Source organism: Pseudomonas sp. WPR_5_2, from assembly GCF_003634475.1.
Taxonomy (GTDB): domain Bacteria; phylum Pseudomonadota; class Gammaproteobacteria; order Pseudomonadales; family Pseudomonadaceae; genus Aquipseudomonas; species Aquipseudomonas izuensis.
The window spans coordinates 470,053-493,901 of record NZ_RBLA01000005.1; the positions used below are offsets into that span (position 1 = coordinate 470,053).

Here is a 23,849-nt window from a genome sequence, read left to right on the forward strand (position 1 = left end):
CAAGATGGTTGCGTCTGTTTGGTCATCGTAGAGACTGTGCAGCCTCACAATATTGCTCACATCATTCCCATAACTATTATCCGGCGAACTTCCATTGCCGTCGTACCCATAGGCTGCGCAATGCTTCTGTATTTCCTCGGCGGCTTCAGCCAGGTCAGCATCCGGGGCGTAGCAGGCTGCTACAGTTTCGCTATTGGCTTTGTTGTTCCCCGTGCCATCGAAAAAAACGCCGATTCGCAGCGTGATACCTTCTATCTCGATTTCTTCTTCCTCTTCCTCCAGTTCATCCGACGCTTGATCTTCTTCCGCAGGAGCAGGAGCAGGAGCAGGAGCAGGCGCGACGGATACCAACACGCCCGCCGCTGTCCCCTTCAGTAATGTATGCGCAACCGTACCCGGCATCGGAGCACCGCCGAGATCAATCTTGGTACTGCTGAAAATACCCTCGGCGTTGAGCACGATGTGCTGACCGCCGACCTTGATACAAAGGCTCTCACCCCCATCGATCACTAGGTGTGTACCTGCCTTGATGTGCACGTGCTCACCGGCTTCGACGACCGACGTTCCATCTGTTCTTGTATGGCGGTCGCCAGCGACATGCAGGTAGTCGTTGGCATTGACCTCGACCTTGCGATCCGACATGACAGTGAAACAGGTGTGGCCGCTCGCGTTGAGCAGAGCCCGACGCTCATTGGAGAGCAAATACGTCAGCTAAGAGCCCGTAACCCGGAACTGATCATCAAGCGAATTGAATTCGATATTTTCGGATTCAGCCGAGGAGCAGCTGCGGCGAGGCACTTCGCGAATGAAGTGCTCAAGGGCCGACACAGCATTCTGGCCAAAGCTCTGCCAGCCGGCTCTCCAGTCCTGTCCAGCAGTTTCAACTGGCGACTCAAATCGGAAGTCAGCATTAACTTCATCGGCCTGTTCGATACCGTCGCCTCAATCGCCAACCCATGGCTGTTCGATTTCACGGGTGCCAACAGCAGAAACCCTTTCATCAATCTCAAACTGCCCGATGACTGCGCCAAAAAGGTGGTGCATCTGGTTGCCCGTGACGAATTCCGTGAAAACTTCGCCCTCAACAGCCTGGGTAGCCTGGATTTGGTCTTACCGGGCGCGCACTCGGACCTCGGTGGTGGCTACCTGCCACGAGCCAAGGAAAAGCTTCTGCTGGGTAAACCCGTTACTAGCCAAGTCAGCCTAAGCACGGAGGCGACCCGTAGCGCCGCTTACTTTACCGCCGAAAAGGAAGTGCGCGCTTTGTACAACAAAGGCGTGATCGGATTCGACGGCTCTACCACCGAGCTGAGAGTGACGCTCTGGGAAAAACCCGTACCCCAAACAATCGAAGAGCGAAAGTCCAACACCGCTCCCCAAAAAAAGGTTATTGCGGCTGCAGCCATTGAACGTTCCGTACAGGGCGAACTCTCGTTGGTATATTTGCGCATCATGCGCGAGCTGGCGATCAGACATGATGTTCCGTTCAAGCTTATCCCAAATGTCCCGGCTCTACGGTTGCCCGAAGAGCTGGAGCCTATCCACAAGAAACTCCAGGCATACGCATTGGGAGAATCATCCGTCGAGGGACTTACGAGCGAAGAAACGGTTTTGTTACGCACCCGCTATATCCACCTTTCCGCTAACTGGAACGCGGCCAAAGACTTGAACAGCAGTGAGATGAGCGTCGTTTTTATCAATCGGCCTGCCGAAAAAAATCAACGAGTGGTGCATCCAAATGAATAACGTTGCCTGCCTTATCAAAAGATGCGCAGGCCTGTTTTCAGGATTACTGTTGGCTGGCTGCACACAAAGCTTCGCTCATACGAGCAATGACTTGCCTTGGTTCCTGGCTTTTTCCGCACCGGCCTACATGGAGGTCTGGATCGAAACCGCGGACGTTGTGGATGTCCGGGAGCGAGTGTTTCGTGGGGCGGGAGGCGGTATCGCCTCTGTTCCGAATCCCTCAAACAATCGAGGTATTGCCCGAGGATGGGTCAGCAGCAATGGTAGCGGTAAAGGCAGGTATGTCACTGGTGCCGATTTGCCTAGACTGGTCTACGTGCGCTGGCAATCCTTGGCCGAACCACAAACCTATGAGGCCTATATCGTCATCTCCGAATCGGCACGGGAGATCATGCGCAAACCGGAGAAGGCCTTTTGCGAAGCAGACGGCAAGTGGATTACCGAGTCCCGCGACAACATGGGCATTGGCCTGGCGCCGGGCGGCATTGCCAAGGTTTGGCTTGGTGGTGCCTGCCTGAGTGCTGTTGAGATTACCCGGGTAGTGGGCACCATCAACAAACAAGGACCCTCTCAGGGTAAAAATGAGGGGCGATATGCCTTGCCTCTTTCACCTGAATCCCAAGCCTATGTAGATAAATTCGGCATCCCCTTTGGAAGTTGGTAAGGAGTGCCAACATTACCGGTACCCGGCGCACAGCGGGAGCACATGAACGACCAGTATTTCAGGCACAAAAAATGGGCACCCAACCCTGGTTGGCGTGCCCATTCTTTTTCCCACTCCCCCGCTACGCGGGTTGGGGATAAGTATTACGGATTAACGCTGTCTTTCAACGATTTGCCTGGCTTGAACGCAACGGTGTTGCTGGCCTTGATTTTGACAGGCTCACCGGTCTGCGGGTTTTTGCCGGTGCGGGCGCCGCGGTGGCGTTGCAGGAAGGTGCCGAAGCCTACCAGCGTGACGCTGTCTTTGCGGTGCAGGGCGCCGGTGATTTCTTCGAGAACGGCGTTCAGGACGCGGTTGGCCTGTTCTTTGGTGAGGTCTGCTTTTTCAGCAATTGCTGCGGCGAGATCTGGTTTGCGCATGTTAGTGAAGCCCCTTTGACGGTTTTTTGTTGTTATGTCCGTGCTGCTCTCTATGGAGCAGCGCCCAAAGCGCCGCAGGTGCTCTACTCTGCGGCAGACGGGAGTGAGGATGGCACGCACCGAAGAGCCGCGCCAGTATCGGCGCGGCCTTTATAACGTCAACATGGGGGTGATTCCGACAGAACGACCGGTATTTACGCCAGCAGTGCCGGAAGCTCTTTGTTCAGGGCCAGTTTTTCCATCACGGCCGTGCCTGTAAGGGCATAACCGAGCAGTTTACCGCTGGCATCGCGGCATAAGACCTTGATGTCGGCGCCCTGCCCTTCGACCGTCCAGACGCCTTCGGAACCCCGTGGCGGCGGGGAGACCACCAGCGGGCACACCGGTGTTTTGACGGTGATGGGCATCGGGCCATAGGTGACCGCCGTCGGGTTGCCGGCCAGGGTCTGGGCCAGCGCTCTCGCGCAGCTCATCAGGGGCATCACGTACAGCAGGTTCAGGCCATCGACCTCGGCGCAGTCGCCCAGTGCGTAGATGTTGGCGTGGGACGTTTTCAGGTGACGATCGACCATCACACCACGATTGATCTGCAAACCGGCGGCAGCGGCCAGATCGATGCGCGGGCGCAGGCCAATGGCCGAGACCACCACGTCGCAAAGAATGACCTGGCCGTCGGACAGGTGCGCTTCCAGGCCATCGGCGACGCGTTGCAGGCGATTGAGCACCGGCCCGAGGTGGAAGCGTGCGCCGAGGCTTTCCAGCCCGGCCTGAACCGCAGCGGCCGCCGCCGGGTGCAGCAGGGTCGGCATGACTTGCTCGCACGGTGCAACCAGTTGCACTTCATAGCCGCCCAGCGTCAGGTCGTTGGCGAATTCGCAGCCGATCAGGCCGGCACCCAGCAACAGAACCCGACGCTTGCCGGCCGCTGCGGCGCGAAAACGTGCGTAGTCTTCCAGGTCGTTGATGGGGAATACGCAGTCCGCCGCGTCACCTTCGATGGGCACCCGCACGGTTTCTGCGCCCCAGGCCAGGATCAGGTCGCGGTAATACACCGCTTCTTCACCGATCCACAGGCGCTTGTGGCCGGGGTCGATACCGCTGATGCGGGTGTGGGTGCGCACTTCGGCCTTCAACTGCTCAGCCATCGCGCCCGGTTCGGCCATGCTCAGGCCGTCGGCGTCTTTGTTTTTACCGAAACCCGTGGAGAGCATCGGCTTGGAGTAGGAGCGCCCGTCATCGGCGGTAATCAACAGCAGCGGGGTTTCAGTATCGAGTTTGCGAAACTCCCGGGCCAGGTTGTAGCCAGCCAGGCCGGTGCCGACGATTACGACAGGTGCGTTCATTCCTTACTCCTCAGTTTTTTAAGCAGCGATTTCGATCATTTCAAAATCCATCTTGCCCACACCGCAGTCCGGGCACAGCCAGTCTTCCGGCACGTCTTGCCACGGGGTGCCCGGTGCAATGCCGTCATCCGGCCAGCCCTCGGCTTCGTTGTAGATCAGGCCGCAGACCACACATTGCCACTTTTTCATTTAGGTACTTCCTCAGGGTTCAGGCTTCTACTGGCGCGAACGGTCGATGGTTACAGCGCTGCCGTCCGGCTCAGTGCGTTTTGTACTGATGGGGCCGGGCAGTTGCAAGCCTGTTCGGCGCAACGGGCGGCCAGATCACTCAAATTTATGAGCTGACATGTTAAGCTCGCCGCCTCCTTTGCTGCCAATAATGACTCATTGTGCAACACACAAATCCCCCTCGTTCGGCCCCTCTCTGGCGCTCTCAAAGCTTGCTGACGCCCCTCCCCGACCCGTCTACCCTCGATTGGTTGTTCGACGAAGGCTCGCTGACCCGACGCCTGACCCGTCTGTCGAATGACGGCTTCAGCGTCACGCCGCTGTTCGAAGGCTGGCAGACCTTGCGCACCGATGAATGCGCCGCGCTGGACCTGGCCGAAGGCAGTGAAGGCTGGGTGCGCGAGGTGTATTTGCGCGGGCATGGCCAGGCGTGGGTGTTTGCCCGCAGCGTCGCATCGCGCAGTGCATTGCAGGGCGACGGCTTGCACATGGACGAACTGGGCAGCCGCTCCCTGGGGGAACTGCTGTTTTGCGACCACGCGTTCCAGCGCCGCGCCATCGAGGTTTGCCACTATCCTCAAGCGTGGCTGCCGACGGAAGTTCAGGCCCCTGAGCTGTGGGGCCGCCGCTCGCGCTTCGACCGTGGCACCTTGAGCGTGCTGGTAGCCGAAATTTTCCTGCCGACCCTGTGGAGCGCTGCCCGCGCCCACCCGGAGAACTGCTGATGTACCAGAGCCTGCTCAAGTCCTTGAACCGCTTGAACCCACGGGCCTGGGATTTCATTCAACTGACGCGTATGGACAAGCCGATCGGCATTTATCTGCTGCTGTGGCCGACGTTGTGGGCGCTGTGGATTGCCGGCAAGGGCTCGCCGTCGCTGGCCAATATCGTGATTTTCGTCCTCGGCGTGGTGCTGACCCGCGCGGGCGGTTGTGTGATCAACGATTGGGCGGACCGCAAGGTCGACGGCCATGTGAAGCGCACCGAACAGCGGCCGCTGCCGAGCGGCAAGATCAGCTCCAAAGAGGCGCTGGTGTTCTTTGCGTTGCTGATGGGCGTGAGTTTCCTGCTGGTGCTGTGCACCAACGCAGCAACGGTCTGGCTGTCGTTCGGTGGCCTGGCGCTGGCGTTCAGTTATCCGTTCATGAAGCGCTACACCTATTACCCGCAAGTGGTGCTGGGTGCAGCGTTCTCCTGGGGGATGCCGATGGCGTTCACCGCCGAAACCGGCGAACTGCCGGCTGCGGCCTGGTTGCTGTGGATCGCCAACCTGCTGTGGACGGTGGGTTATGACACGTATTACGCCATGACTGACCGTGACGACGACTTGAAGATCGGCGTGAAATCCACGGCGATTCTGTTTGGCGAAGCAGACCGGGCGATCATCCTGGCCCTGCAAGGGTTGGCGTTGGGCTGCCTGTGGCTGGCCGGCTCGAAATTCGAGCTCGGTGGCTGGTTCCATCTAGGCCTGGCGGTGGCGGCGGGCTGTTTCGCCTGGGAATTCTGGTACACCCGAGGCAAGGACCGCATGCGCTGTTTCAAGGCGTTCTTGCACAACCACTGGGCCGGGTTGGCGATTTTCGTTGGGATTGTGCTGGATTACGCGCTGCGTTGACCGTTGAAAAAGATCGCAGCCTGCGCTCGCTCCAACAGGGGATGGAGCCAGCGCAGGCTGCGATCTGATTACGGCGCAGGCGAATCGCTTATTTATGCTCGTGCACGACGTGCCAGACGTCCTTCATGTTGTCGCCTGCCATGTCACCGGGTTTTTTGTCCTTCATGAAGGTGTAAAGCGGCTTGCCGTCATAGGCCCACTGCATCTTACCGTCGTCACGCTTGATCGTGCTCCACTTGCCTTCGGGCTTGGCACCCGCCGGCGCCATCATTGGCGGCCAGTATTCAGCGCACTCGCCGTTGCACGTCGACTTGCCGCCCGAGTCCTTGTCGTACGTGTACACCGTCATGCCTTTGTGATCGACCATCATCCCGTCTTTCATCATCGCCGGCTCGGCGGCGAAGGCCATTGCCGGCAGCGTTAGTGCAGCTGTAACGAGCAGAGCCTTCCAGGATTGAGCAATGTGTTTCATGGAAACCTTCCTTTGTGGTTGTCAGGATTCGGAGAATTAGAGCTTAGTTCAGGTTCGTGACAATCGCCGGGCGGCTAAAATACTGTCACACGACTGCAATAATTCCGTTATCTAATGCGGCGCAAGACAGTTAAATGACAAGAGGATTAAGGCATGGTTGGCAGGAGCATTCTGATCGTCGACGACGAAGCGCCCATTCGCGAAATGATCGCCGTTGCGTTGGAAATGGCCGGCTACGACTGCCTGGAGGCGGAGAACTCCCAGCAGGCCCACGCCATTATCGTCGACCGCAAACCGGACCTGATCCTGCTCGACTGGATGCTGCCCGGCACTTCCGGCATCGAGCTGGCCCGCCGCCTCAAGCGCGATGAGCTGACCGGGGATATCCCGATCATCATGCTCACCGCCAAGGGTGAAGAGGACAACAAGATCCAGGGCCTGGAAGTGGGTGCCGACGACTACATCACCAAACCCTTTTCCCCCCGCGAACTGGTCGCTCGCCTGAAGGCCGTGCTGCGCCGCGCCGGCCCGACTGATGGCGAGGCGCCGATTGAAGTCGGCGGCCTGCTGCTCGACCCGATCGGCCACCGCGTGACCATCGATGGCAAGCCCGCGGAAATGGGACCGACCGAATACCGACTGCTGCAATTTTTCATGACCCACCAGGAACGCGCCTACACCCGTGGCCAGCTGCTGGATCAGGTCTGGGGCGGCAACGTCTACGTTGAGGAACGCACGGTCGACGTGCACATCCGGCGCCTGCGCAAAGCCCTCGGCGATGCCTACGAAAACCTGGTACAAACCGTGCGCGGCACCGGTTATCGCTTTTCTACGAAGGCGTGATCCGGACTTTTCCCCGCTTTAGAAGTAGACAAGGACGCGCGCTCAAGTGAACCAAAACTGGCATGGCACCCTGATTCGCCACATGCTGCTGCTGGTCACCGCCTGCCTGGTGATCGGTTTGATCACCGGCTACTACGGCTGGAGCCTCGCTGCGGGGTTGGGTCTTTACCTGGCCTGGACCCTCAAGCAACTGCTGCGCCTGCATGAGTGGCTGCGCCTGCATACGCCCGATGAAGCGCCGCCCGATGGCTACGGCCTGTGGGGCGAGGTGTTCGACAGCATCTACCACCTGCAACGTCGTGACCAACGGGTGCGCGGACGCTTGCAAGCGGTGATCGACCGCGTTCAGGAATCCACCGCGGCATTGAAAGATGCCGTGGTCATGCTCGACAGCGATGGCAACCTGGAATGGTGGAACCGCGCCGCTGAAACCCTGCTGGGCCTCAAGACCCCACAAGACAGCGGTCAACCGGTGACCAACTTGGTGCGTCATCCGCGCTTCAAGGAATACTTCGAGCAAGACAGTTACGCCGAACCGTTGGAAATTCCCTCGCCGACCAACGACCGGATGCGCATTCAGCTGTACATCACCCGCTACGGCAACAATGAGCATTTGATGCTGGTGCGTGACGTGACGCGCATCCATCAGCTGGAGCAAATGCGCAAAGACTTCATCGCCAACGTGTCCCATGAACTGCGCACGCCGCTGACGGTGATTTGCGGCTACCTGGAAACCCTGCTCGACAACGTCGAGGACGTGAACCCGCGCTGGAGCCGCGCCCTGCAGCAAATGCAGCAACAGGGCGGGCGCATGCAAACCTTGCTCAACGACTTGCTGTTGCTGGCCAAGCTGGAAGCCACCGATTACCCGTCGGACAACCAGCCGGTGGCCATCGATGGCTTGCTGCAATCGATCAAGAGCGATGCGCAGCAGTTGTCCGGGCAGAAAAACCAGCAAATTACCCTTGAAGCCGATCCGACGATTTTGCTCAAGGGCAGCGAAGCGGAATTACGCAGTGCGTTTTCCAATCTGGTGTTCAACGCGGTGAAATACACCCAGGCCGAAGGCAACATCCGCATTCGCTGGTGGGGTGATGAGCAAGGCGCGCACCTGAGCGTGCAGGATTCCGGGATCGGCATCGACGCCAAACACCTCCCGCGCCTGACTGAACGCTTCTATCGCGTCGACTCAAGCCGCAATTCCAACACCGGCGGCACCGGGCTGGGCCTGGCGATCGTCAAACACGTGCTGTTGCGCCATCGCGCGCGCATGGAGATCAGCAGCGTACCGGGCCACGGCAGTACGTTTACCTGCCACTTCGCCCCTGCCCAGGTCAGTAAATCCCGGGTTATCAGCACTGCTGACTGATACCGGCCAGCACGCGCCACTAGGCAATCGCACAGTCAGCCGCTACATTGGCTGACTTGCGTCTGCTTTTTCAGGTGCACTTTTTTCTTTCCATTCGAATACACGGAACCCGCAAAACTCCATCATGGACCCTTCCCCTGGCTTGACCCTCGCAACAATATTCGCCGACTTCGGCATGATTCTTTTCGCTCTGATCCTGGTTTTGCTCAACGGCTTTTTCGTTGCGGCGGAATTTGCCATGGTCAAACTGCGCTCGACCCGGGTCGAAGCCATCGCTGAACAGCACGGCTGGCGCGGGCACATCCTGCGCACCGTACACAGTCAGCTCGATGCTTACCTGTCGGCGTGCCAATTGGGTATCACCCTCGCCTCCCTGGGCCTGGGCTGGGTCGGCGAACCGGCGTTCGCGCACCTTCTGGCCCCTGTGCTGAGTGCCGTGGGCGTAGATTCCAACGAAGTGGTCAAGGCGATTTCGTTCTTCACCGCGTTCTTCATCATTTCGTACCTGCACATCGTGGTCGGCGAACTGGCGCCCAAATCCTGGGCCATCCGCAAACCCGAGCTGCTGTCGCTGTGGACAGCGGTGCCCTTGTACCTGTTCTACTGGGCCATGTACCCGGCCATCTACCTGCTCAACGCCAGCGCCAACCAGATCCTGCGCATCGCAGGCCAGGGTGAACCCGGCCCGCACCACGAGCACCATTACAGCCGCGACGAGCTCAAGCTGATCCTCCACTCCAGTCGCGCCAGTGACCCCAGCGACCAGGATATGCGCGTGCTGGCATCTGCGGTGGAAATGGGCGAGCTGGAAGTGGTCGACTGGGCCAACTCACGCGAAGACCTGGTCTACCTCAACAGCACGGACAAGCTGGAAGATGTGTTCAGCCTGTTCCGCCGCCACAAGTACAGCCGCTTCCCGGTGTACGACGAGGAAACCGGCAGCTTTATCGGCCTGCTGCACATCAAGGACCTGCTGCTGCAGCTGTCGTTGCTGGAGATGCTGCCGTCCAAGTTCAATCTGACCGAGCTTCTGCACCCGCTGGAGCGGGTGACCAAGCACATGCAGCTGTCCAGCCTGCTGGAACAGTTCCGTCAGGGCGGCGCGCACTTTGCCCTGGTCGAAGAGGCCGACGGCAAGGTGATCGGCTTCCTGACCATGGAAGACGTGCTGGAGGCCCTGGTTGGTGATATCCAGGACGAACACCACAAGGCCGAGCGCGGGATTCTCGCGTATCAGCCGGGCAAACTGCTGGTGCGCGGCGATACTCCGCTGTTCAAGGTCGAGAGGTTGCTGGGTATCGACCTGGATCACGTCGAAGCCGAAACACTCGCCGGGCTGGTCTATGAAAGCTTGAAGCGCGTGCCGGAAGAGGAAGAGGTGCTGGAAGTCGAAGGCCTGCGGATCATCATCAAGAAGATGAAAGGACCGAAGATTGTGCTGGCCAAGGTGTTGATGCTCAATTGATCAGGAGCCGGAAGGCTTTGGTGGCGAGGGAGCTTGCTCCCGCTGGGCTGCGAAGCGGCCCCAAATACTGCGATAGTGGATTGTCTGAAAGAACTGGTTGTCTGGTTTTACGACTGCTGCGCAGCCGAACGGGAGCAAGCTCCCTCGCCACAGTGAATCGCAGTGCTTCGGCCTATTGCTTGCCCAACGCAAAGTTGGGCAATGCCCCCACCGGTTGATTGAACCGGTACGGAATCGATACCAGTCCCATCCCGGTATTGCGCTGCACCACGAAGTGCAGATGCGGCCCGCTGCTGTTGCCGGTATTGCCCGACAGCGCCAGCGCACTGCCCACCCCCACCCGCTGTCCCTCACGAACGCAGACCGAGCCTTTTTTCAGGTGCAGGTAAACGCCCATGGTCCCGTCATCGTGCAGCACCCGCACGAAGTTGCCCGACGGGTCGGTGCCGCGGCCGGTCTGGCTGTTTTCGGTTTTCACCACGATCCCGCCACGGGCCGCGATGATCGGCGTGCCTTCCGGCATGGCGATGTCCATCGCATAACGGTTTTTCGGCCCGTAGTGGCTGTATTGGCCATTGGCCCCCTGACTCAGACGAAACGGGCCGCCTCGCCAGGGCAGCGGGTAGCGATAGGCCATGGCGGTCCCTGACGGGTCGCCCAGGGAGTATTCGAACCTTGGGGTATACACCAGCGGCTTTCCGGGCTTCGAGGCCTTGAGCAGCGCCAGGCGAATACTGCTGCGTGCCGGCATGACCCGGCGGATCGGCCGACTCGGCGCGCCGCTGACATTGTTCAGCCCGGTGAAACTCAATTCGATCTCTACCGGCGCATACAGGTCGTTGCGTACAAACACGCTGTCCATGCCTTTGAGCTGCTTGATGTCGAGGTACACCTGGCGCTCCAGGTGTTCGACCATGCGATCGCGAAAAACGAACACCTGCGAGCCCTGGGTGGGGCGATCACTGTAGGAGACCACGCCATTGGCATCGGTGGACGTGTAGATAGTCATGGCCACGGCCGAGGTGGAGGCCATGAAAAGACCACAGGAGAACAGCAGGCGCGGGAGCATGGGCAGGGTTCTGTCGAGTAAGGCCTGGGAAGGAGCCTAGCAGTGGGAATTGACCTGCGTAGTCGACAGATGTTTCAAGATGGGTGGGTCAGGGTGATGTGTGGTGTAGATGATGATCTCGTCGCGAGCAGGCTCGCTCCTACCGTTGAAACGCATTCCAATGTGGGAGCGGGCCTGCTCGCGAAGGCGGACTGACAGGCGATACGTAATCAAGCGCCAGGAATGAAGTGCTTCTGCGCTGTCCCGCGTGCAATCAATCGCGAAATGTAATCAAGCTTCTGCGCATCCTGATCGACGAAGCGGAAGGTCAGTTGCAGCCATTCGCTGTCGGGCTTCGGCTCGTGGGCGACGATGGCATGCAGGTAGCCGTTGAGGCGGGCGGTTTCGGCGTTGTCGCCCTGTTCAAGGTCGAGTACCGCGCTGTCGAGCACTTGCGGCAGGGTGTCGTTACGCTTCACCACCAGCAGCGCTTCCTTGAGGCTCAGGGCCTTGATCACGCATTGCTGAATGCCGTTCGGCAAGCGCAGCTGACCCTGGCCACGCCCTCCCCCGGCTGCCGCCGCAGCTACCGGCGCCTTGACCGGTGGGCTGTTGAGCAAGCCACCACGGGCTGGGGCAGCGGGCGCAGCGACAGTCGGCGCCACCACGGGCGCCTTGCCTCCGGTCAACGCATTCAACGAATCGTTGGCGAACGCCGGAACGGTTTTGGTGCTGGCCGTGTTTATCAAGGCGTCGAGCTTGCCGACCTTGTGCAGCGCCTGCTTGACCTTGGTGATCAGTTGCTCGTTGGTGAATGGCTTGCTGACGTAGCCGGAGACCCCGGCCTGGATCGCCTGGACGACGTTCTCTTTGTCGCCGCGGCTGGTCACCATGACGAACGGCATGCCCTTGAGGCTGTCTTGCTCGCGGCACCAGGTCAGCAGCTCCAGCCCGGACATTTCCGGCATTTCCCAGTCGCACAGGACCAGGTCGAACGCTTCCCGTGCCAGCAGGGCCTGGGCCTTTCTGCCGTTGACTGCGTCTTCGATCCGCATGCCCGGGAAATAGTTACGCAGGCATTTTTTCACCAGGTCACGAATGAACGAGGCATCGTCCACGACCAACACACTGACCTTACTCATCCATAACCCCTTTAAAAAATCCCGGCTAGCATACCGTCTTACTGATGGCACTTTGCCAAAAACCTTCAGTCACGCCGGGACTTTTCGTTCGCGGGTGCTGCTTTTCGAATTCGTAAGCCGCAAACGAAAACGCCCGGCCAAAGGGCCGGGCGCTTCTCTGGGGCAATCTTACTTATCGTCAACTTTGCCCGGAACATTAGCGGTTTCACCGCTTGTTCCTTCAACTTCTTCCTTCATGCGCTTGAGGCCCAGGTGACGCACGTCAGTACCGCGCACCAGGTAAATCACCAGCTCCGAGATATTGCGCGCGTGGTCGCCGATGCGCTCCAGCGAACGCAGCACCCAGATGATGCTCAAGACCCGCGAGATAGAGCGCGGGTCTTCCATCATGTAGGTCGCCAGCTCACGCAGGGCGGTCTTGTATTCGCGGTCGATGATCTTGTCGTACTGCGCCACCGACAGCGCCAGATCGGCGTCGAAACGGGCAAACGCGTCCAGGGCATCACGCACCATGTTGCGCACCTGGTCGCCGATGTGGCGCACTTCCACGTAACCACGCGGCGCTTCGCCTTCTTCGCACAACTGGATGGCGCGACGGGCGATCTTGGTCGCTTCGTCACCGATGCGCTCCAGGTCGATCACCGATTTGGAGATGCTGATGATCAGGCGCAAGTCGGACGCCGCCGGCTGGCGACGGGCCAGAATGCGCAGGCATTCTTCGTCGATGTTGCGTTCCATCTGGTTGATCTGGTCGTCGATCTCGCGCACCTGCTGGGCCAGGCCGGAATCAGCCTCGATCAGTGCGGTCACTGCGTCGTTGACCTGCTTCTCGACCAGCCCGCCCATGGCCAGGAGGTGGCTGCGCACTTCCTCAAGCTCAGCGTTGAACTGCTGGGAGATGTGGTGGGTTAAGCCTTCCTTCGAAATCATCTTTTGCTCCGCGATAGCTGTGAGCTGCAAGCTACAAGCTGCAAGCTGTTTTGTGTCGTACTCGAACTGCTCTTACTTGCCGCTTTAAGCTTGCGGCTTGCAGCTGTTTCTAGCCGTAACGACCCGTGATGTAGTCTTCGGTCTGCTTCTTCGCCGGATTGGTGAACAGGGTGTCGGTGTCGCCGAACTCCACCAGTTTGCCCATGTACATGAACGCCGTGTAGTCGGAAACCCGCGCGGCCTGCTGCATGTTGTGGGTCACGATCACGATGGTGAATTTGGATTTCAGTTCGTAGATCAGCTCTTCGACTTTCAGCGTCGAGATCGGATCGAGTGCCGAGCACGGCTCGTCGAGCAGCAGCACTTCCGGCTCCACGGCGATGGTACGGGCAATCACCAGACGTTGCTGCTGACCACCGGACAGGCCCAGTGCCGATTCGTGCAGACGGTCTTTGACTTCGTCCCACAACGCCGCGCCTTTCAACGCCCACTCAACGGCTTCGTCGAGCACGCGCTTTTTGTTGATGCCCTGGATGCGCAGGCCGTAGACCACGTTTTCGTAGATGGTTTTCGGGAACGGGTTAGGCTTCTGGAACACCATGCCGACGCGACGACGCAGCTCGGCCACGTCTTCGCCCTTGCGATAGATGTTGTTGCCATACAGGTTGATCGCGCCTTCGACGCGGCAGCCATCCACCAGGTCGTTCATGCGGTTGAAGGTCCGCAGCAGCGTGGATTTGCCGCAGCCGGACGGACCGATGAAGGCGGTCACGCGCTGTTTCGGGATATTCATGCTGACGTCGTAGAGCGCTTGTTTCTCGCCGTAGAACAGGCTCAGGCCCGGCACTTCAATGGCCACGGTTTCCTGCTCGAGGTTCAGGCTCTGTTTGTCGCGACCCAGGGCCGACATATTGATGCCGTGGGTATGTGCTTCGTGCTGCATGGGAGGCTCCCTGTGCTAACAAATTCGGTTTGTTTAACCACTGGCTTGGCCAATGGGTTACTCAAAATCTGTGGCTTGCGCCGACCCTTGTGGGAGCTGGCTTGCCAGCGATGCAGGCGACTCGGTCTGCCAGTAGCACCGCGGTGATGCCATCGCTGGCAAGCCAGCTCCCACAGGGTTTGTCTTAGCTATCCAGCGCCTTGTACTTCTCGCGCAGGTGGTTACGGATATAGACGGCTGACAGGTTCAATGTCGCGATCACCAGCACCAGCAGCAGCGCCGTGGCGTACACCAGCGGCCGCGCGGCTTCGACGTTCGGGCTCTGGAAGCCGACGTCATAAATGTGGAAGCCCAGGTGCATGATCTTCTGGTCCAGGTGCAGGTACGGGTAGTTGCCGTCCACCGGCAGCGACGGCGCCAGCTTCACGACACCCACCAGCATCAGCGGCGCCACTTCACCGGCGGCGCGGGCCACGGCGAGGATCATGCCGGTCATCATCGCCGGGCTGGCCATCGGCAGCACGATCTTCCACAAGGTTTCAGCCTTGGTCGCGCCGAGGGCCAACGAGCCTTCACGCACGGTGCGAGGAATTCGCGCCAGGCCTTCTTCGGTGGCCACGATCACCACCGGCACTGCCAGCAGCGCCAGAGTCAACGAAGCCCACAGCAGGCCTGGCGTACCGAAGGTCGGCGCCGGCAAGGCTTCAGGGAAGAACAGACGGTCGAGCGAGCCACCCAGCACATAGACGAAGAAGCCCAGACCGAACACGCCGTACACGATGGCCGGAACGCCCGCCAGGTTGTTCACCGCGATGCGGATCACGCGGGTCAGGGTGTTCTGCTTGGCGTATTCACGCAGGTACACCGCCGCCAACACACCGAACGGGGTCACGATCATTGCCATGATCAGGGTCATCATCACGGTGCCGAAGATCGCCGGGAAAATCCCGCCTTCGGTGTTCGCTTCACGCGGGTCGTCACTCAGGAATTCCCAGACCTTGCTGAAGTAGAAACCGAGCTTGGTGAAGGTGCCCATGGCGTTCGGCTGATAGGCGTGAACCACTTTACCGAGGCTGATTTCGATTTCTTTGCCGTTGGCATCACGGGCGGTCAGGCTGTCGCGGTTGAACTGCGCGTGCAGATCACCCAGACGTGCCTCGATGTCCTGATAGCGGGCATTGAGTTCGGCACGCTCGGATTCCATGTCCGCTTGTGCGGCCGGGTCGAGCTTGCCTTCCAGTTCCAGCTTGCGACCATGCAGACGGATACGTTCAAGACCGGCGTTGATCGCACCGATGTCGGACTTTTCCAGGGTCTTGAGTTGGGTAGCCAGCTGGTTCACGCGGTTGATCCGCGCTTGCAGTTCAGGCCATGCCGCTTCGCCTTCGGCAATGACCTTGCCGTCCTGTTTGACGTTGACCAGGTAGCCGTAGAAATTGCCCCACTCGCGACGCTCCAGCGCCATCAGTTCGACCGGGGTTTTCTGGTTGGTCAGCCACTCGCCAACGGTCCAGGTGAAGTCGTTGCCGTTCAGGTCACGGTTGCCGACCTTGATCAGCTCGCGGGTCATGAACTCCGGACCTTCGTCCGGCACCGGCAAGCCAGCGCTTTTCAGACGCGCACGCGGCACTTCTTCCTTCTGTACCACTTCGCCGATGACCAGCTGATTGGCCTGGCCCGGCACGTCATAGCTGGCGTGCATCAAATCCGCCGGCCAGAAGTGACCCAGGCCGCGCACGGCAATCACTGCCAGCAGGCCAATCGTCATGATGACCGCGATGGACACCGCGCCACCGCTGATCCAGACGCCTGGGGCGCCGCTCTTGAACCATCCATTCAGGGAGTTCTGTTTCACAGACTTCTACCTTTCTTAAAGCGACGAGTATTTCTTGCGCAGACGCTGACGAATCAGTTCCGCGAGGGTGTTCATGATGAAGGTGAACAACAGCAGTACCAGCGCCGAGAGGAACAGCACGCGGTAGTGGCTGCCGCCGACTTCCGACTCCGGCATTTCCACCGCGACGTTGGCGGCCAGGGTGCGCAGACCTTCGAACAGGTTCATTTCCATGACCGGGGTGTTGCCGGTGGCCATCAGCACGATCATGGTTTCACCGACCGCACGGCCCATGCCGATCATCAGCGCCGAGAAGATGCCCGGGCTGGCGGTGAGGATCACCACACGGGTCATGGTCTGCCATGGCGTGGCGCCGAGGGCCAGGGAACCGAGGGTCAGGCCACGTGGCACGCTGAACACGGCGTCTTCGGCGATGGAATAGATGTTCGGGATCACCGCAAAGCCCATGGCCAGACCGACCACCAGTGCGTTGCGCTGGTCGTAGGTGATGCCCAGGTCGTGGGAGATCCACATGCGCATGTCGCCGCCGAAGAACCAGTTCTCCATGTACGGGCTCATGTACAGCGACAGCCAGCCAACGAAGAGGATCACCGGGATCAGAATCGCGCTTTCCCAGCCATCGGGCACTTTCAGGCGAACGGACTCAGGCAGGCGGCTGAAGGTGAAACCGGCGACAAGAATGCCGATCGGTAACAGCATCAGCAGGCTGAAGATGCCCGGCAGATGTCCTTCCACATACGGGGCCAGGAACAGACCGGCGAAGAAACCGAGGATCACCGTCGGCATCGCTTCCATCAGTTCGATCACCGGCTTGACCTTGCGGCGCATGCCAGGGGCCATGAAGTACGCGGTGTAGATCGCAGCGGCGACGGCCAGTGGCGCGGCCAGCAGCATGGCGTAGAACGCGGCTTTCAGGGTGCCGAAGGTCAGCGGAGACAGGCTCAGTTTCGGTTCGAAGTCGGTGTTGGCGGCGGTCGATTGCCAGACGTATTTAGGCTCGTCGTAGTTCTCGTACCAGACCTTGCTCCACAACGCGCTCCACGACACTTCCGGGTGCGGGTTGTCCAGCAGCAAGGGTTGCAGCTTGCCGCCGGCTTCCACGATCACGCGGTTGGCCCGTGGCGACAGGCCGAACAGGCCCTGGCCTTCGACCACCTGATCCACCAGCAAGGTGCGGTGCGCGGTGCTGTGGAACACGCCGAGCTTGCCGGATGCATCGAGGGCAACGAAGCCTTTGCGACGTTCTTCGGCGGTGATTTCAACGATCGGCGTAGTGCCCATCTGGAAGGTGCGAATCTGCTTCAGGCGCTGCTCGCCATCGTGATCGCGAGCCATGAACCATTGGGCCAGGCCACCTTTGGAGTCGCCGATGATCAGCGAGATACCACCCACAAGCTGGGTACTGGCGGTGACTTGGGCTTCACCGTCTTCCAGCAGTTTGTAGCGACCGTTAAGGCTCTTGTCGCGCAGGCTGAAAACATCGGCCTGGGCGCGACCGTTAACCACGTAAAGCCACTGCTGGCGCGGGTCGACGAAGATGTTCTTCACCGGCTCGTTCATTTGCGGCAGGTCGATACGCTTCTGCTCGTTGGTGACTTCGCCGGTCATCATGTTTTCTTCGCTGGTCAGCGACAAAACATTGAGTTGCGAACCGGTGGCACCGACCAGCATCAGGGTCGAATCGTTGGCGTTGAGGCTGACGTGTTCCAGCGCACCACCGGCTTCGTTCAGCGCAATCGGGGTCTCGCCGTAAGGGTATTCAATGGCGGGAGAGATGGTTTTCTTGCCGTCCGGATAGCTGACTTTATAGGTGTGACGGAACACCAGGGCCTGACCGTTGGACAAGCCCACCGCCACCAATGGGTGACCTGGCTGGTCCTCGCCGATGGACGTTACGGTGGTGCCGGCCGGTAGCGGCAGATCGACGCGCTTGAGTTCAGCGCCACTGTCGATGTCGAAGAACAACGCCAGGCCCTTGTCGGAAACGCGCATGGCGACCTGGTTTTGCTCTTCTAGGGAGATCATCAGCGGCTTGCCGGCGTCTTGCATCCAGGCTGGCGTGATGGCGTCCTTGGCGGTCAGGCTGGCACCCTGGAACAGGGGCGCGACGACATAGGCAAGGAAGAAGAAGATCAGCGTGATCGCACCCAGCACAGCAAGGCCGCCAACGAGGACGTACCAGCGGGTCAGGCGATCTTTGAGCGCACGAATGCGGCGCTTGCGTTGCAGCTCAGGCGTATTGAAATCAATTCGCTTGGGGGGATTAGTAGTCATGTTGGAATTGGCCAGATCATTCATTCGCACACCCTAGCGATCCTGTATGACAGAAAGATGACAGTGCAGTGACGCAACAAATCCGCCGCCGGCGTAACCAGCAGTGGATAAAGGAATCAGAAGTGGATGGGGGCAGCTCCTGCCGCCCCCAAGGTGAGTCCGCCGGGGTTGCCCCCCGGACTCAATTTGTTACTTTTTTGCGACTTCAGCGCCGCCTTCCGCCAGACCCAGGTCAGCCAGTGCTTTTGCAGCAACCTTGGCTGGCAGTGGGATGTAGCCGTCTTTCACCACAACTTCCTGGCCCTGTTTGGACAGAACCAGTTTCACGAACTCGGCTTCCAGCGGGGCCAGAGGCTTGTTCGGGGCTTTGTTGACGTATACGTACAGGAAACGGGACAGCGGGTACTTGCCGTTCAGGGCGTTTTCTTCGGTGTCTTCGATGAACTCGGTGCTGCCTTTCTTCGACAGGGCAACGGTTTTCACGCTAGCGGTTTTGTAGCCGATGCCCGAGTAACCGATGCCGTTCAGCGAGGAGCTGATCGACTGCACGACCGAAGCCGAACCTGGTTGTTCGTTGACGTTTGGCTTGTAGTCGCCTTTGCACAGGGCTTCTTCTTTGAAGTAGCCGTAGGTGCCGGATACCGAGTTACGACCGAACAGTTGAACCGGCTTGCTGGCCAGGTCGCCGGTCACACCCAGGTCGCCCCAGGTTTTCACTTCGGTTTTAGCGCCGCACAGACGAGTGGACGAGAAGATCGCGTCGACTTGTTCCATGGTCAGGTGCTGGATCGGGTTGTCCTTGTGTACGAAGACAGCCAGGGCGTCCACGGCAACCGGGATTGCGGTTGGCTTGTAGCCGTACTTCTGCTCGAAGGCAGCCAGTTCGGTGTCCTTCATCTTGCGGCTCATCGGGCCCAGGTTGGAGGTGCCTTCAGTCAGCGCAGGTGGCGCAGTGGCGGAGCCAGCGGCCTGAATCTGGATGTTTACGTTCGGGTATTCTTTTTTGTAGTTCTCAGCCCAGAGGGTCATGAGGTTGGCCAGGGTATCGGAACCGACGCTGGACAGGTTGCCCGACACACCAGTGGTCTTGGTGTAGCTCGGGATAGCAGGGTCAACAGCGGCAACCGCGTTGGCAGTCGCAACGCCAGCAGCGACAAAAGTCATTGCCGCCATCAAACGCTTCAGTTTCATGCCTTACTCCTAGCAGATAGGGTGTGTTATTCGGGGCCAAGTATCAGCAGGCCGTGTGAACACTCTATGGCTGAAATATGACAATTGGATGAAAGGCCAGTATTCCGTGTTTCAACGTATTACCGCGTTATCGTTCATCGCCAGCAAGCCGGCTCCTACAGATGATCGTTATCGTTACACAACCCTTGTAGGAGCCGGCTTGCTGGCGAAGAGGCCGGAACTAGCGCCCCTTCTTCCAGAGATAAGCACCCACCAAAATCCCGACCCCGCACAGCACCGCCACATAATAAGCAGGCCCCATCGGGCTTTCCTTGAGCAGCAGGCTGACGATCATCGGCGTCAGGCCACCGAAAATCGCGTAGGCGACGTTGTAGGAGAATGACAGGCCGCTGAAACGCACCACCGGCGGGAATGCCTTGACCATCACGTACGGCACCGCGCCTATGGTGCCCACCAGCAGGCCGGTCAGGGCGTACATCGGGAACAGCCAGTCCGGATGCTCGGCCAGGCTGTGGTAGAAGGTCCAGGAACTGGCCAGCAACGCGGCACAGCCAAACACGAAGACACGCCCCGCCCCAAAGCGATCCGCCAGGGCACCGGAAATGATGCAGCCAAAGCTCAGCAGCACAATGGCCACGCTGTTGGACTGCAGTGCAGTGGTGGGCGAGAAATGGTAGACCGTCTGCAACACGGTCGGGGTCATCAGAATCAGTACCACAATGGCGGCGGACAGCAGCCAGGTCAGCAGCATGGAAATGGCAATCGCGCCACGATGGTCACGCAGCACAGCACGCAGCGGCACCTCTTCGGCCAGGGCCTTGCGCAGTTGCAGTTCGGCGAACACCGGCGTTTCGTGCAGCCAGCGGCGCAGGTACACCGAAAACAGGCCGAACACACCGCCCAGCAGGAACGGGATCCGCCAGGCGTAATCCGCCACTTCCACCGGGGTGTAGAGGCTGTTGATCGCCGTGGCGACCAGAGAACCCAGCAAGATACCCGCCGTCAGGCCGCTGGTCAGGGTGCCGCAGGCATAGCCGATATACCGTTGCGGCACGTGTTCGGAGACGAAGACCCAGGCGCCCGGCACTTCACCGCCGATCGCGGCACCCTGGATCACCCGCATCAGCAGCAACAGGATCGGCGCCCACATGCCGATCTGCGCATAAGTCGGGAGCAGGCCCATGATCAGGGTCGGCACCGCCATCATGAAAATGCTCAGGGTGAACATCTTCTTGCGCCCCAGCAGGTCGCCGAAGTGCGCCATCACGATGCCGCCCAGTGGCCGCGCCAGGTATCCGGCGGCAAAGATGCCGAAGGTCTGCATCAAGCGCAGCCATTCGGGCATGTCCGCCGGGAAGAACAACTTGCCCACCACCGTGGCGAAAAACACGAAAATGATGAAGTCGTAAAACTCAAGGGCGCCGCCCAGGGCCGACAGCGATAGCGTCTTGTAGTCGTGGCGGGTCAGCGGACGTGCAGGTTGGGAAGGCTGCGCGATACTCGAGGGCGCTGTGGTCATGGCAAGGGCTTCTCTTATAGTCAGGTCTGCCGCCCCAACAACGCTGGCAAGGGCTCGGGCAGGTCCGGCACGATAGCAAATTGTTCGAAAAAGCACATAGAGGCGCGTATTTGACAGTCAAAATGAGAACCGGACGGTCGTATCGGAGTCTACCGACCGATATACTCGCAATTGTGCAATAGCTTGCAAGGGTTGCTGTGCGAAAACGCCTGTCAGGTTCATAGGCGATTTCGCAGAGTTTCCCTTTAGGCGCCTTACGAAAAACGTGACGAACGTAGTATGTTCGGGGCTGAATCGTTTTTCCGAGACGGCTATTCACCCGCTATATATACGAAGAGTCACGGGTCAGAGGCACCCCCGGCATGATAGAGCTCGAACAAGAAGATCCGATCCCGCAAGGCGACCTGGCCCTGCAAATCACCGCACTTCCCCGCGAAACCAACGGCTTTGGCGATATTTTCGGCGGCTGGCTGGTGGCGCAGATGGATTTGGCGGGCACCGCCATGGCCAGCAAGGTAGCCGGTGGGCGCGTGGCCACGGTTGCGATCGACCGCATGGCATTCCTGGTGCCGGTGGCGGTGGGCGCTCAGCTCTCCTTCTATACCCAGGCACAGGAAATCGGCCGCAGTTCGATCAAGATGATGGTCGAGGTCTGGAGCGATGATCCGCTGTCGAGCGAATGGCGCAAGGTCACCGAAGCGGTGTTCGTGTTCGTGGCCATCGATGGCAGTGGCCGCACTCGCTCGGTGCCGCCTCGCGCCCGTTAAAGAGCCTCGTTAAACCCGGCGACCGTTTTACGGTCCATTGCAGTCCTGTTACTGATCGAGAGCTGTCCCATGAACACGCCCAACGTTGAAGCCGTGAAACTGGATGAACTGAACTGCTGGCGCATCCGCCATGGTCAGGCCGAATTGCTGGTGGCCCAGCAAGGCGCGCACATCCTCAGTTATCAATTGGCCGGCGAACCGCCAGTGATCTGGCTCAACGATGAGGCAGTGTTCAAGACCGGCAAAAGCATCCGTGCCGGTGTACCGGTGTGCTGGCCGTGGTTCGGCAACTTCGCGCGCAACCCGCAGAGCGTGCAGGCGATGCGCGTCGGCAACGAGCCGCCCAGCGCCCATGGGCTGGTGCGGGCGATGGACTGGGAACTGGGCGGCATTGAAGCCGAGGGCGAAAGCCTGAAGGTCGAATTCCTCCTGCCCTACCCCGAAGGTGGCCTGCCAGGCTGGCCGCATCAGGTGGACTTGAAGTTGAGCATTCGTCTGGATGAGCAACTGCACATCAGCCTGACCAGCCACAACCAGGGCACCGATTCAGTCACTATCAGCCAGGCGCTGCACAGCTACTTCGCCGTCAGCGATGTGCGCAACGTGCATGTCGAAGGCGTGGATGGCTTGAATTACATCGAGACGCTGGACGACTGGAAAACCGTGACCCAGTCCGGCGACCTGCGCTTTACCGGCGAGACTGACCGCATCTACCTCGATCCTCCGGCGAAACTGAGCATCGTCGATCCGACATGGGAACGGCGGATCGAGCTGACCAGCAGTGGTTCGCGCTCGGCGGTGATCTGGAACCCTTGGATCGACCGCGCCGCGGCATTCAGTGACATGGCCGACGATGGCTGGCAGCGCATGCTGTGCATTGAAACGGCGAATGTGATGGAGGATGTGGTGGTGTTGGCGCCGGGTGCCAGCCACACCCTGGGCGTGAGCATCGCCAGCAAACCTCTGTAACACCACAAAACCAAAGTGGGAGCGAGCCTGCTCGCGAAGGCGGCCTGACAGTCAACATTGATGTTGGATGTTATGGCCTCTTCGCGAGCAGGCTCGCTCCCACAGTTTTGAATGCCTACAAATCCGATTCCTTGACCACCCGCACCTTCGCCGCATCCAGCGCATACGCCGCGTCCGCCAGGTCGTTGCTGACCTTCTCGATCTTCAGCGTGCCGGTGACCCACAGCGGCGTGTAGATATCATTGAGCTTCAAGCCCTTGGGATAACGTACCAGCACCAGTTGATTCGGTGGCGGTGGCGGCACGTGGATGCAGGCGCCTGGATACGGCACGAGGAAGAACAACGTGCTGTGGCCCTTTGCATCGGTTTCCAATGGCACCGGATAACCGCCCAGGCGGATGTTCTTGTCGTTCATCGATGGCACGGTCTTGGTCGAATACATCACCGCCGGCAGGCCTTTGCTCTGCTTCATGCCGCCTTTATCGGTAAAGGTGCCATTGGCTTCGGGGGAGTTGTGGTCGATCTCGGGCATGGCCTCGAGGGCCTTTTGGTCCGACTTTGGCATCAGTTCGAGCCAGTCGGTTTCCGGCAGTTCGCCAGCGTGGGCAAGGCCCGCGCCCAGGAAAAGAAGCGGTAAAAGAAAACGGCGCATGGAAGTGCTCGGTAAAGGAAGGACGATTGATCGCCGAGCATTCTAGTCCTCCCGGACTGCGCAGCCGAGAGGACTTCGTCGCTTGAGTCAGTTCTTTTTGATCAGGCCGTAGATCACCAGCAATACCACGGCGCCGACCAGCGCACCGATGAAGCCGGCCCCTTGGCCCGCCTGGTAAATGCCCAGGGCCTGGCCGCCGTAAGTGGCCGCCAACGAACCGCCGATACCGAGCAGGATGGTCATGATCCAACCCATGCTGTCATCGCCCGGTTTCAGGAACCGCGCCAGCAGGCCGACGATCAAGCCGATAAAGATGGTTCCGATAATTCCCATGGCATTTCCCTCTGAATGAAGTGGCTATGCGAAAGCCTAGTCAGACTTTCGCATCCTGCCAT

23 protein-coding genes are annotated in these 23,849 nt (G+C 59.7%); 9 read left to right on the top strand and 14 right to left on the bottom strand.

The genetic code is table 11. The annotated features are described in order from the left end of the window. Positions 1 to 537 precede the first annotated feature (537 nt). Together BJ917_RS20645 and BJ917_RS20650 are read left to right on the top strand one after the other, a co-directional pair. On the top strand, positions 538 to 1,746 hold the full coding sequence (locus tag BJ917_RS20645) for a DUF2235 domain-containing protein (RefSeq protein ID WP_256658560.1): 1,209 nt from the start codon (positions 538 to 540) through the stop codon (positions 1,744 to 1,746). Further along, a complete protein-coding gene (locus BJ917_RS20650; RefSeq protein ID WP_096514201.1) occupies positions 1,739 to 2,410 on the top strand; it encodes a DUF2931 family protein in 672 nt (223 codons plus the stop codon). The genes BJ917_RS20645 and BJ917_RS20650 overlap by 8 nt, the downstream gene beginning before the upstream one ends. A 143-nt stretch (positions 2,411 to 2,553) precedes the next feature. On the opposite strand, the gene BJ917_RS20655 is transcribed toward BJ917_RS20650, so the two are convergent. The 3 genes from BJ917_RS20655 to BJ917_RS20665 all read right to left on the bottom strand — a co-directional run bounded on the left by BJ917_RS20655 (position 2,554) and on the right by BJ917_RS20665 (position 4,361). Then, positions 2,554 to 2,829, bottom strand: a complete 276-nt coding sequence (locus BJ917_RS20655; RefSeq protein ID WP_003195589.1) for an HU family DNA-binding protein — start codon at positions 2,827 to 2,829, stop codon at positions 2,554 to 2,556. 194 nt (positions 2,830 to 3,023) lie between these two features. Beyond that, positions 3,024 to 4,172 (bottom strand): NAD(P)/FAD-dependent oxidoreductase, encoded by a 1,149-nt coding sequence (locus tag BJ917_RS20660; RefSeq protein ID WP_121104308.1) that lies wholly within the window; start codon positions 4,170 to 4,172, stop codon positions 3,024 to 3,026. Between the two features lie 18 nt (positions 4,173 to 4,190). Continuing rightward, entirely contained in the window at positions 4,191 to 4,361 is a 171-nt protein-coding gene (locus tag BJ917_RS20665; protein ID WP_096514199.1) for a rubredoxin, read from the bottom strand. Between the two features lie 200 nt (positions 4,362 to 4,561). Between BJ917_RS20665 and BJ917_RS20670 the strand changes: the two genes are divergently transcribed. Both BJ917_RS20670 and ubiA read left to right on the top strand, forming a co-directional pair. Then, on the top strand, positions 4,562 to 5,125 hold the full coding sequence (locus tag BJ917_RS20670; protein WP_096514198.1) for a chorismate lyase: 564 nt from the start codon (positions 4,562 to 4,564) through the stop codon (positions 5,123 to 5,125). Continuing rightward, positions 5,125 to 6,015 (top strand): 4-hydroxybenzoate octaprenyltransferase, encoded by an 891-nt coding sequence (ubiA, locus tag BJ917_RS20675; protein WP_096514197.1) that lies wholly within the window; start codon positions 5,125 to 5,127, stop codon positions 6,013 to 6,015. Before BJ917_RS20670 ends, ubiA begins: the two co-directional genes overlap by 1 nt. A gap of 88 nt (positions 6,016 to 6,103) precedes the next feature. Here ubiA and BJ917_RS20680 read toward each other — a convergent pair whose 3' ends face one another. Further along, entirely contained in the window at positions 6,104 to 6,487 is a 384-nt protein-coding gene (locus BJ917_RS20680) for a hypothetical protein (protein WP_096514196.1), read from the bottom strand. Positions 6,488 to 6,640: 153 nt separating this feature from the next. Here BJ917_RS20680 and phoB point away from each other — a divergent pair, with 153 nt between their 5' ends. From phoB to BJ917_RS20695, 3 genes are all read left to right on the top strand, one after another. Then, positions 6,641 to 7,330: a phosphate regulon transcriptional regulator PhoB gene (phoB, locus tag BJ917_RS20685; protein ID WP_034149326.1), complete on the top strand. Its 690-nt coding sequence runs from the start codon at positions 6,641 to 6,643 to the stop codon at positions 7,328 to 7,330. An 82-nt stretch (positions 7,331 to 7,412) separates the two neighbouring features. Beyond that, a complete protein-coding gene (phoR, locus tag BJ917_RS20690) occupies positions 7,413 to 8,699 on the top strand; it encodes a phosphate regulon sensor histidine kinase PhoR (RefSeq protein WP_256658563.1) in 1,287 nt (428 codons plus the stop codon). Positions 8,700 to 8,823: 124 nt separating this feature from the next. Next, on the top strand, positions 8,824 to 10,164 hold the full coding sequence (locus BJ917_RS20695) for a hemolysin family protein (RefSeq protein ID WP_096514194.1): 1,341 nt from the start codon (positions 8,824 to 8,826) through the stop codon (positions 10,162 to 10,164). A 172-nt stretch (positions 10,165 to 10,336) separates the two neighbouring features. Here BJ917_RS20695 and BJ917_RS20705 read toward each other — a convergent pair whose 3' ends face one another. The 8 genes from BJ917_RS20705 to BJ917_RS20740 form a co-directional block, all read right to left on the bottom strand. Further along, positions 10,337 to 11,233: a peptidoglycan DD-metalloendopeptidase family protein gene (locus tag BJ917_RS20705; RefSeq protein ID WP_096514193.1), complete on the bottom strand. Its 897-nt coding sequence runs from the start codon at positions 11,231 to 11,233 to the stop codon at positions 10,337 to 10,339. 209 nt (positions 11,234 to 11,442) lie between these two features. Further along, the gene (locus BJ917_RS20710; RefSeq protein WP_096514192.1) at positions 11,443 to 12,354 is read right to left on the bottom strand and encodes a response regulator; all 912 of its coding nucleotides are present in this window, start codon (positions 12,352 to 12,354) and stop codon (positions 11,443 to 11,445) included. Between the two features lie 168 nt (positions 12,355 to 12,522). After that, entirely contained in the window at positions 12,523 to 13,284 is a 762-nt protein-coding gene (gene phoU, locus BJ917_RS20715; RefSeq protein ID WP_008030696.1) for a phosphate signaling complex protein PhoU, read from the bottom strand. Between the two features lie 109 nt (positions 13,285 to 13,393). Beyond that, positions 13,394 to 14,227, bottom strand: a complete 834-nt coding sequence (gene pstB, locus BJ917_RS20720; RefSeq protein WP_096514191.1) for a phosphate ABC transporter ATP-binding protein PstB — start codon at positions 14,225 to 14,227, stop codon at positions 13,394 to 13,396. A gap of 184 nt (positions 14,228 to 14,411) precedes the next feature. Further along, positions 14,412 to 16,082 (bottom strand): phosphate ABC transporter permease PstA, encoded by a 1,671-nt coding sequence (gene pstA, locus BJ917_RS20725; RefSeq protein ID WP_096514190.1) that lies wholly within the window; start codon positions 16,080 to 16,082, stop codon positions 14,412 to 14,414. Positions 16,083 to 16,097: 15 nt separating this feature from the next. Continuing rightward, the gene (locus BJ917_RS20730) at positions 16,098 to 18,380 is read right to left on the bottom strand and encodes an ABC transporter permease subunit (protein WP_096514189.1); all 2,283 of its coding nucleotides are present in this window, start codon (positions 18,378 to 18,380) and stop codon (positions 16,098 to 16,100) included. A gap of 165 nt (positions 18,381 to 18,545) precedes the next feature. Continuing rightward, positions 18,546 to 19,547, bottom strand: coding sequence for a phosphate ABC transporter substrate-binding protein PstS family protein (locus BJ917_RS20735; protein ID WP_096514188.1), 1,002 nt, complete (start codon positions 19,545 to 19,547; stop codon positions 18,546 to 18,548). A 220-nt stretch (positions 19,548 to 19,767) separates the two neighbouring features. Next, the gene (locus tag BJ917_RS20740; protein ID WP_121104313.1) at positions 19,768 to 21,066 is read right to left on the bottom strand and encodes an MFS transporter; all 1,299 of its coding nucleotides are present in this window, start codon (positions 21,064 to 21,066) and stop codon (positions 19,768 to 19,770) included. Between the two features lie 362 nt (positions 21,067 to 21,428). On the opposite strand from BJ917_RS20740, the gene BJ917_RS20745 reads away from it, so the two are divergent. Both BJ917_RS20745 and BJ917_RS20750 read left to right on the top strand, forming a co-directional pair. Continuing rightward, positions 21,429 to 21,833, top strand: a complete 405-nt coding sequence (locus BJ917_RS20745) for an acyl-CoA thioesterase (protein WP_096514186.1) — start codon at positions 21,429 to 21,431, stop codon at positions 21,831 to 21,833. Between the two features lie 69 nt (positions 21,834 to 21,902). Further along, positions 21,903 to 22,802, top strand: coding sequence for a D-hexose-6-phosphate mutarotase (locus BJ917_RS20750; RefSeq protein ID WP_096514185.1), 900 nt, complete (start codon positions 21,903 to 21,905; stop codon positions 22,800 to 22,802). A gap of 115 nt (positions 22,803 to 22,917) precedes the next feature. Here BJ917_RS20750 and BJ917_RS20755 read toward each other — a convergent pair whose 3' ends face one another. Further along, positions 22,918 to 23,454, bottom strand: coding sequence for a DUF3299 domain-containing protein (locus BJ917_RS20755; protein WP_096514184.1), 537 nt, complete (start codon positions 23,452 to 23,454; stop codon positions 22,918 to 22,920). Positions 23,455 to 23,541: 87 nt separating this feature from the next. Further along, the gene (locus tag BJ917_RS20760; protein ID WP_008030708.1) at positions 23,542 to 23,787 is read right to left on the bottom strand and encodes a GlsB/YeaQ/YmgE family stress response membrane protein; all 246 of its coding nucleotides are present in this window, start codon (positions 23,785 to 23,787) and stop codon (positions 23,542 to 23,544) included. Positions 23,788 to 23,849: the final 62 nt, after the last annotated feature.

Excerpts from the sequence above, each read along its gene's own strand:
- BJ917_RS20710 (WP_096514192.1), bottom strand. The coding sequence starts at position 12,354 with ATGAGTAAGGTCAGTGTGTTGGTCGTGGACGATGCCTCGTTCATTCGT.
- BJ917_RS20695 (WP_096514194.1), top strand. The coding sequence starts at position 8,824 with ATGGACCCTTCCCCTGGCTTGACCCTCGCAACAATATTCGCCGACTTC.
- phoB (WP_034149326.1), top strand. The coding sequence starts at position 6,641 with ATGGTTGGCAGGAGCATTCTGATCGTCGACGACGAAGCGCCCATTCGC.
- phoU (WP_008030696.1), bottom strand. The coding sequence starts at position 13,284 with ATGATTTCGAAGGAAGGCTTAACCCACCACATCTCCCAGCAGTTCAAC.
- BJ917_RS20660 (WP_121104308.1), bottom strand. The coding sequence starts at position 4,172 with ATGAACGCACCTGTCGTAATCGTCGGCACCGGCCTGGCTGGCTACAAC.
- BJ917_RS20750 (WP_096514185.1), top strand. The coding sequence starts at position 21,903 with ATGAACACGCCCAACGTTGAAGCCGTGAAACTGGATGAACTGAACTGC.
- BJ917_RS20650 (WP_096514201.1), top strand. The coding sequence starts at position 1,739 with ATGAATAACGTTGCCTGCCTTATCAAAAGATGCGCAGGCCTGTTTTCA.
- BJ917_RS20680 (WP_096514196.1), bottom strand. The coding sequence starts at position 6,487 with ATGAAACACATTGCTCAATCCTGGAAGGCTCTGCTCGTTACAGCTGCA.
- BJ917_RS20730 (WP_096514189.1), bottom strand. The coding sequence starts at position 18,380 with ATGAATGATCTGGCCAATTCCAACATGACTACTAATCCCCCCAAGCGA.
- pstB (WP_096514191.1), bottom strand. The coding sequence starts at position 14,227 with ATGCAGCACGAAGCACATACCCACGGCATCAATATGTCGGCCCTGGGT.
- ubiA (WP_096514197.1), top strand. The coding sequence starts at position 5,125 with ATGTACCAGAGCCTGCTCAAGTCCTTGAACCGCTTGAACCCACGGGCC.
- BJ917_RS20755 (WP_096514184.1), bottom strand. The coding sequence starts at position 23,454 with ATGCGCCGTTTTCTTTTACCGCTTCTTTTCCTGGGCGCGGGCCTTGCC.
- phoR (WP_256658563.1), top strand. The coding sequence starts at position 7,413 with ATGCTGCTGCTGGTCACCGCCTGCCTGGTGATCGGTTTGATCACCGGC.
- BJ917_RS20665 (WP_096514199.1), bottom strand. The coding sequence starts at position 4,361 with ATGAAAAAGTGGCAATGTGTGGTCTGCGGCCTGATCTACAACGAAGCC.
- BJ917_RS20740 (WP_121104313.1), bottom strand. The coding sequence starts at position 21,066 with ATGACCACAGCGCCCTCGAGTATCGCGCAGCCTTCCCAACCTGCACGT.
- BJ917_RS20760 (WP_008030708.1), bottom strand. The coding sequence starts at position 23,787 with ATGGGAATTATCGGAACCATCTTTATCGGCTTGATCGTCGGCCTGCTG.
- BJ917_RS20655 (WP_003195589.1), bottom strand. The coding sequence starts at position 2,829 with ATGCGCAAACCAGATCTCGCCGCAGCAATTGCTGAAAAAGCAGACCTC.
- BJ917_RS20745 (WP_096514186.1), top strand. The coding sequence starts at position 21,429 with ATGATAGAGCTCGAACAAGAAGATCCGATCCCGCAAGGCGACCTGGCC.
- BJ917_RS20735 (WP_096514188.1), bottom strand. The coding sequence starts at position 19,547 with ATGAAACTGAAGCGTTTGATGGCGGCAATGACTTTTGTCGCTGCTGGC.
- BJ917_RS20705 (WP_096514193.1), bottom strand. The coding sequence starts at position 11,233 with ATGCTCCCGCGCCTGCTGTTCTCCTGTGGTCTTTTCATGGCCTCCACC.